General features: G+C 63.8%; 6 protein-coding genes. 4 read left to right on the forward strand and 2 right to left on the reverse strand.

All coding sequences use genetic code 11. The features are described 5' to 3' along the window. Positions 1–142 precede the first annotated feature (142 nt). Both EN893_RS16170 and EN893_RS16175 read right to left on the reverse strand, forming a co-directional pair. Positions 143–334, reverse strand: coding sequence for a hypothetical protein (locus EN893_RS16170; RefSeq protein WP_127269694.1), 192 nt, complete (start codon positions 332–334; stop codon positions 143–145). Positions 335–339: 5 nt separating this feature from the next. Next, positions 340–543: a hypothetical protein gene (locus EN893_RS16175; protein ID WP_127269696.1), complete on the reverse strand. Its 204-nt coding sequence runs from the start codon at positions 541–543 to the stop codon at positions 340–342. A gap of 685 nt (positions 544–1,228) precedes the next feature. Here EN893_RS16175 and EN893_RS16180 point away from each other — a divergent pair. From EN893_RS16180 to EN893_RS16195, 4 genes are all read left to right on the forward strand, one after another. Beyond that, positions 1,229–2,272, forward strand: a complete 1,044-nt coding sequence (locus tag EN893_RS16180; RefSeq protein WP_127272522.1) for a LacI family DNA-binding transcriptional regulator — start codon at positions 1,229–1,231, stop codon at positions 2,270–2,272. Between the two features lie 63 nt (positions 2,273–2,335). After that, the gene (locus EN893_RS16185) at positions 2,336–3,583 is read left to right on the forward strand and encodes a sugar ABC transporter substrate-binding protein (RefSeq protein ID WP_127273261.1); all 1,248 of its coding nucleotides are present in this window, start codon (positions 2,336–2,338) and stop codon (positions 3,581–3,583) included. Between the two features lie 172 nt (positions 3,584–3,755). Further along, positions 3,756–4,679, forward strand: coding sequence for a sugar ABC transporter permease (locus tag EN893_RS16190; RefSeq protein WP_127272569.1), 924 nt, complete (start codon positions 3,756–3,758; stop codon positions 4,677–4,679). Further along, positions 4,679–5,536, forward strand: a complete 858-nt coding sequence (locus EN893_RS16195; RefSeq protein WP_127272570.1) for a carbohydrate ABC transporter permease — start codon at positions 4,679–4,681, stop codon at positions 5,534–5,536. Before EN893_RS16190 ends, EN893_RS16195 begins: the two co-directional genes overlap by 1 nt. Positions 5,537–5,631: the final 95 nt, after the last annotated feature.

Consider the following 5,631-nt stretch of genomic DNA (forward strand, 5'->3'; position numbering starts at 1 on the left):
GGTTATCTCCAGACATTCGACACCGAGAGCAGCGCCATCCGCGAGGTGGCGTCGAAGGCCTACGACCGCACCCGCAAGAGCATGTATGTGCTGACGGCGGCCGATTTCGGCTGAAATGGCGGCGAGTTGGCGCTGACCGCGATCAGGTCTTGCGCTCGGCCCTTTCGCGGCGTTTAACGTCGCGGACATTCATCTGCACGACCATGTCCTCGGCCTCGCGCGGCCCCATCCCGACCATCACCTTTTGCCGGACAACCGCAGGCTGGCCGGTGAAGACATCGATGATGCTCCAACTCTGGGGAAGCTCCATGCGCACCGTGTAGCGGTTGGCCATGCCGGTCAGCCTCGCATCGTGAAAAACACGGCGCCCAGGATCAGCACCGTCCAGGCGACGACCGACAGTTTCAGCACCATGCCGCCATGCGCAGCCAGAAGCTTCCGCAGGTGCGGCACACCTGCCGGCGAGATTGGTGCCGCCGCCAAGGCGACAGGGGTCTTGAGGCCAAGTTTTCCAAAAACGGGCAGCAGCGACGGTTCACGCACGAAAGGCCTCGAATGTCAGGAAAAAGCGAAGCAACAACGCTCGCCTCCCTTCCATAGCACTCTTTTCGCGAGCGCCTGCATGCCAAATTCAAGACAGGACTGCTTTGACGGCCGGTCCGTACTGCCTTCGCAACACACAATCTATTCGCGGGAACTGACTGCGCTCGGGGCAGATTGGGACGCGAAATTTTGGAGGCCTCGCCTCGGGATCGAACCGAGGCTTCAGAGATTTGCCGTCTCCAGCGTAGCCGCTCCGCCACGAGGCCATGGCTGTCGAAGTAGCGGCCAAATATTTACGGAAAGGTTAATCCCGAGGGATTGTTCAGAATTTTCGGCATCGAGTTTCAGAGCGTTCGTCAGCCAACCTTGCCGGGCCTCGCTTCCGGCGCAGAGTTGCGATCCTTCACGCCCAAGCGGCAGCCCCGCCCCGTGTCGACCGAGGGCCTCCAGCACTGCGATTGACGTTTCTCCCCTACGCGCTTCCGAGGCTGCTTTTACCCCGCGTTGCATTTCGGAGGAGAGGAGCGGAGGCCAACCAACTTTTCCCCTTGAACAGCGATTCGATCTGGCTTAGCTTCATCTGAGAAAAGGTTTTCCCAAGCAATCGTCGTTGGGCTCGGCCACCTGCCGGGCCTCATCCGGCTCGGTAAGAGAAAACCTTTTCCCAACCAAGGATCTCGGCGCGATGCCATCGGACGATCTGCCTGTTCCAGTCTTTTCCAAGCCAGTCACCTTGCGTGACGTGGCCGCCCAGGCCGGAGTCAGTGTCGCCACCGCATCCAAGGCGCTCAATGGCCAGGGCCGGATGACAGCCGAGACGCGCGAACGCATTCGCGAGACCGCCCGGCGGCTCGGTTTCCGGCCCAACAGCCTGGCGCAAAGCCTGCTCCGGCGGCGCAGCTTCACCGTCGGCCTGCTCACCAACGATACCTATGGCCGCTTCTCGCTGCCGTTGATGTCGGGCATTTCGGACGCGCTGGTCGACAATGGCGTCTCGGTGTTCCTGTGCAATGTCGAGGAGGATCCGCGGCTGGGCCAGATGCATGTCGACGCCATGCTCGACAAGCGCGTTGACGGCATCATCGCCACCGGCAAGCGCATCGATCGCCATCTGCCCGTCGACCTCTCCAATCTGCGCGTCCCGGTGATCTATGCCTTCACGCAGCCAGATCCCGACGCCGTCGCCTTCGTCTCGGACGATGTTGGCGGCGCCCGGCTGGCCGTCGAGCATTTCTGCCGGCTGGGCCGCAAGCGCATCGCCCATGTCACCGGGCCGGCGAGCTTTGCCGTGGTGCACGCGCGCGTCCAGGCTTACCGCGACGTGCTGGTCGAAAACGGCCTGACGGTCAGCGAGCCGCTGCTCGGCTCCTGGTCGGAAGCCTGGGGTCACCAGGCGGTTGCGCAACTGTTCGACGGCAAAAGCGAAAGGCCGGACGCGGTCTTCTGCGGCAACGACCAGATCGCGCGCGGCGTCATCGATGCGCTGCGCGAACGCGGCCTCGACGTCCCCAGTGATGTCGGCGTCATCGGTTTCGACAATTGGGAGATCGTGGCCGAGGCGACGCGCCCACCGCTGACCTCTGTCGACATGAACCTTGTCGCGCTCGGGCGCGAGGCCGGGTTGACCCTGCTTTCGCTGGTCGGCGGCAAGCCCGCCGCGCCAGGCATTCGAAAACTGCCGTGCCGGCTGGTGGTGCGGCAGTCATGCGGCCATCCGCCGGGTGGCTGAAAACGAAGCGCCGCGCAATCGGCGCCAAGCCGCGGACCGCGGCCAACCTTGGAGGAGGAGAACATGAGGAACCTGATTGCCAAACTGACCCTGGCCGCTGCCGTTCTGGGTGGCAGTCTCGGCACTGCCGCCGCCGAGACGGCCAACATCTGGGTGCGCGTCGACGGCTCGAATTTCATGCCGAGGATCGTCGATGCCTACAACAAGGCGCACACCAACCAGGTCAAACTCGACATCATTCCCAATGCCGAGATCATCCCGAAATACGGCGCCGCGGCCGCCGGCGGCACGGCGCCCGACGCGCTGTCGCTCGATTTGATCTACACGCCCTCCTTCGCCGCAGCCGGCCAATTGGAGGACATTACCGACTGGGCAAAGTCCCTGCCCTATTTTGCCAGCCTGTCGCCGGCGCATGTGAAGACCGGCACCTACAAGGATCACATCTATGGCCTGCCCTTCTCTGCCGACGCCTCGGTGCTGATCTGGAACAAGAAGCTGTTCAAGCAGGCCGGCCTCGACCCCGAAAAAGGACCTGCCAACTGGGCCGAGATCGCGGCCGATGCCGAGAAGGTCAACGCGCTCGGCGGCAACATCAAGGGCTTCTACTTCTCCGGCAATTGCGGCGGCTGCAACATCTTCACCTTCACACCCCTGATCTGGGCGTCGGGCGGCGACATCCTGAGCGAAGACGGCTCGAAGGCGACGCTGGACAGCCCGCAACTGCGCGGCGCCATCGATCTCTACCGCTCGATGGTCAAGAAGGACCTGGTGCCGGCGGGCGCGCAGACCGATACCGGCGCCAACTTCTTTGCGGCATTTGCCGCCGGCAATATCGGCATCTCGCCGTCCGGCGCCTTCGCCATCGGCGCGCTCAACACCCAGTATCCCGATATCGACTACGGCGTCACCTTCCTGCCGGGCAAGGACAGCGGCTGGTCGTCCTTTGCCGGCGGCGACAATTTCGTCGTCACCAAGGGCACCACGAAACTGCCCGTGGTGAAGGAGTTCCTCGACTTCGCCTATTCGCTTGAAGGCCAGACCATCCTTGCCAAATACGGCAGCCTGCCGGTGCGCGGCGACATCGCCAAGGAGGCGCTGAAGGATCTCGATCCGCGCTACCAGGTCGCCGCCGAGGCCATGACCAAGGGCAAGACGCCCTATTCGGTGGTGTTCAACGACCTGATCAACTCCGCCAACGGGCCGTGGACGCAGATGATCAACGAGGTCTTCTTCGGCGACGATGTCGACGGCGCCATAGCCAACGCACAAGAGACGATGCAATCGATCATCGACCAGGCGCCGCAGAAATAGCCCAACCTCACCTCCCCCTTGAGGGGAGGTCGGACCGCAGGTCCGGGTGGGGTCGCCACCGCAGTGCTCGACGTTTCTTGATGTCGGCGCGCTCCGCAGAGGACCCCACCCCCGGTCTACGGCCGGACCCTCCCCTCAAGGGGGAGGGGGACGCAGCGCCAAGGGAACAGCCATGACCGTCATCACCGCAGCAACCCCTGCCCCGCCCCGCGCCCGCAGGGTCGCCAGCCGCCAACAATGGATCGGCCTGCTCTATGTCGCGCCGGCTGTCGCGCTGGTCGTCGTCTTTTTCCTGATCCCGCTCGGCATGACGGCGTGGATGTCGCTGCACAACTGGCCCTTGATGGGCGAGCATAGCTACATCGGCCTCGGCAACTACGTCGCCATCCTGCGCGACACCAGGTTCTGGAACGCGCTGCGCTTCACCGCCTTCTACACGGTGATCGTCACCATCGCGATCTTCGTGGTGGCCTTTCCGCTGGCGCTGTTCGTCGAACGGCCGCGGCCGCTGACCAATCTCTACCGCACCATGTTCTTCATGCCGGCGGTTGTCGGTTTCGCCTCGGCCAGCCTGCTCTGGTCGTGGTTGCTGAATGTCGATTCCGGCCTGTTCAGCCCGGCTGCCTACGACCTCGGACTGATCGACAGGAAGTTCAACCTTCTGGCCACCTTCCAGCCGGCCTTCTGGTCGATCATCGCCATGGTCGTCTGGAAGGTCGCCGGCTTCACCATGATCATCCTGATGGCCGGCCTGCAATCGATCCCGCAGGACCTGCAGGAGGCGGCCGTCATCGACGGTGCCGGGCCTTTCGCCAGGTTCAGGGCGATCACCCTGCCGCTGATGCGCCGCACGCTGGCGCTGGCGCTGATCCTGTCGGTCGCCGGCTCGATCCTCGCCTTCGACCAGTTCTACATCATCCTGCGCGGCGGCCCGCGCAACCAGACGCTGACGGCGGTCTACTGGATCTTCAACCAGTCCTTCGTGTCGTTCAAGCTCGGCTATGGCGCGGCACTTTCCATGGTGCTGCTGGTCATCCTGGTGGCGCTCAGCCTCGTCCAGCTATGGTTGTTGCGCAAGCCGGAGGGTCTCGACTGATGGCGCAGGCAGCCTCCCGTAGCCGCCGGCTCCTGAGCCGCGTCGCAGAGCATTCTACCGGCATCGTCGCCTCGGTGCTGTTCGCCGCGCCGATTGTTTGGGCGGTGCTGTCGGCGTTCAAGCCGGCGGCCGAAGCACGCCTGCCGCCGCTGCCGCCGTGGCCGACGTCGGGGTTCTCGCTGGAGAACTATGCCACGCTCAACAGCTTCGGCGACGGGCTGTGGGTCTCGGCGCAAAACAGCATCTATGTCTCGGTGATGACGGTGGTGCTGTCGGTCGCCGTCAGCGTGCTGGCCGGCTACGGCTTTTCGCGGTTCCGGTTTCCGTTCAAGGACCTGTTCTTCATCCTCATCCTGTCGACGATCATGATCCCGTTTCAGTCGATCCTGACGCCGATCTTCCTGGTGCTGACCAAGCTTGGCCTGCACAACACCCTGACCGGCCTGGTCGGCGTCTATGTGACGCTGCAACTGCCGTTCTCGATCTTCATGATGCGCAACGCCTTCGACGCCGTGCCGCGCGAAATCGAGGAGGCCGCCCGCATGGACGGCGCCAGCAATCTCACCATGCTTTTGAAAGTGATGCTGCCGCTGGTCTGGCCGGGCGTGGTCACCATCGCCCTGTTTGCCTTCCTCGGCGCCTGGAACGAATTCCTCGCCGCCCTCGTGCTGATGACCGACCAGTCCAAGTTCACGCTGCCGGTGATGATGACCGCACTGCAGTCGGGCCGCTTCGGCGCCATCGACTGGGGCGCGGTGCAGGCGGGCGTCACCGTGATGATGGTGCCGTGCCTCATCCTCTTCCTGGCGCTGCAGCGCTTCTACATCCGCGGCCTGATGGCCGGGGCCGTCAAATAGAATGGAGTAAGTTCATGACCGCATCGCCATCCGCAAAAACCGGAAAACCGAAGCTCGCCTTCCGCCCGCTGCCGGTGCCGCAGGTCGACGTGCAC

The organism is Mesorhizobium sp. M7A.F.Ca.CA.004.04.2.1 (assembly GCF_004022825.1).
GTDB lineage: Bacteria > Pseudomonadota > Alphaproteobacteria > Rhizobiales > Rhizobiaceae > Mesorhizobium.

Excerpts from the sequence above, each read along its gene's own strand:
- EN893_RS16185 (WP_127273261.1), top strand. The coding sequence starts at position 2,336 with ATGAGGAACCTGATTGCCAAACTGACCCTGGCCGCTGCCGTTCTGGGT.
- EN893_RS16190 (WP_127272569.1), top strand. The coding sequence starts at position 3,756 with ATGACCGTCATCACCGCAGCAACCCCTGCCCCGCCCCGCGCCCGCAGG.
- EN893_RS16195 (WP_127272570.1), top strand. The coding sequence starts at position 4,679 with ATGGCGCAGGCAGCCTCCCGTAGCCGCCGGCTCCTGAGCCGCGTCGCA.
- EN893_RS16180 (WP_127272522.1), top strand. The coding sequence starts at position 1,229 with ATGCCATCGGACGATCTGCCTGTTCCAGTCTTTTCCAAGCCAGTCACC.
- EN893_RS16170 (WP_127269694.1), bottom strand. The coding sequence starts at position 334 with ATGGCCAACCGCTACACGGTGCGCATGGAGCTTCCCCAGAGTTGGAGC.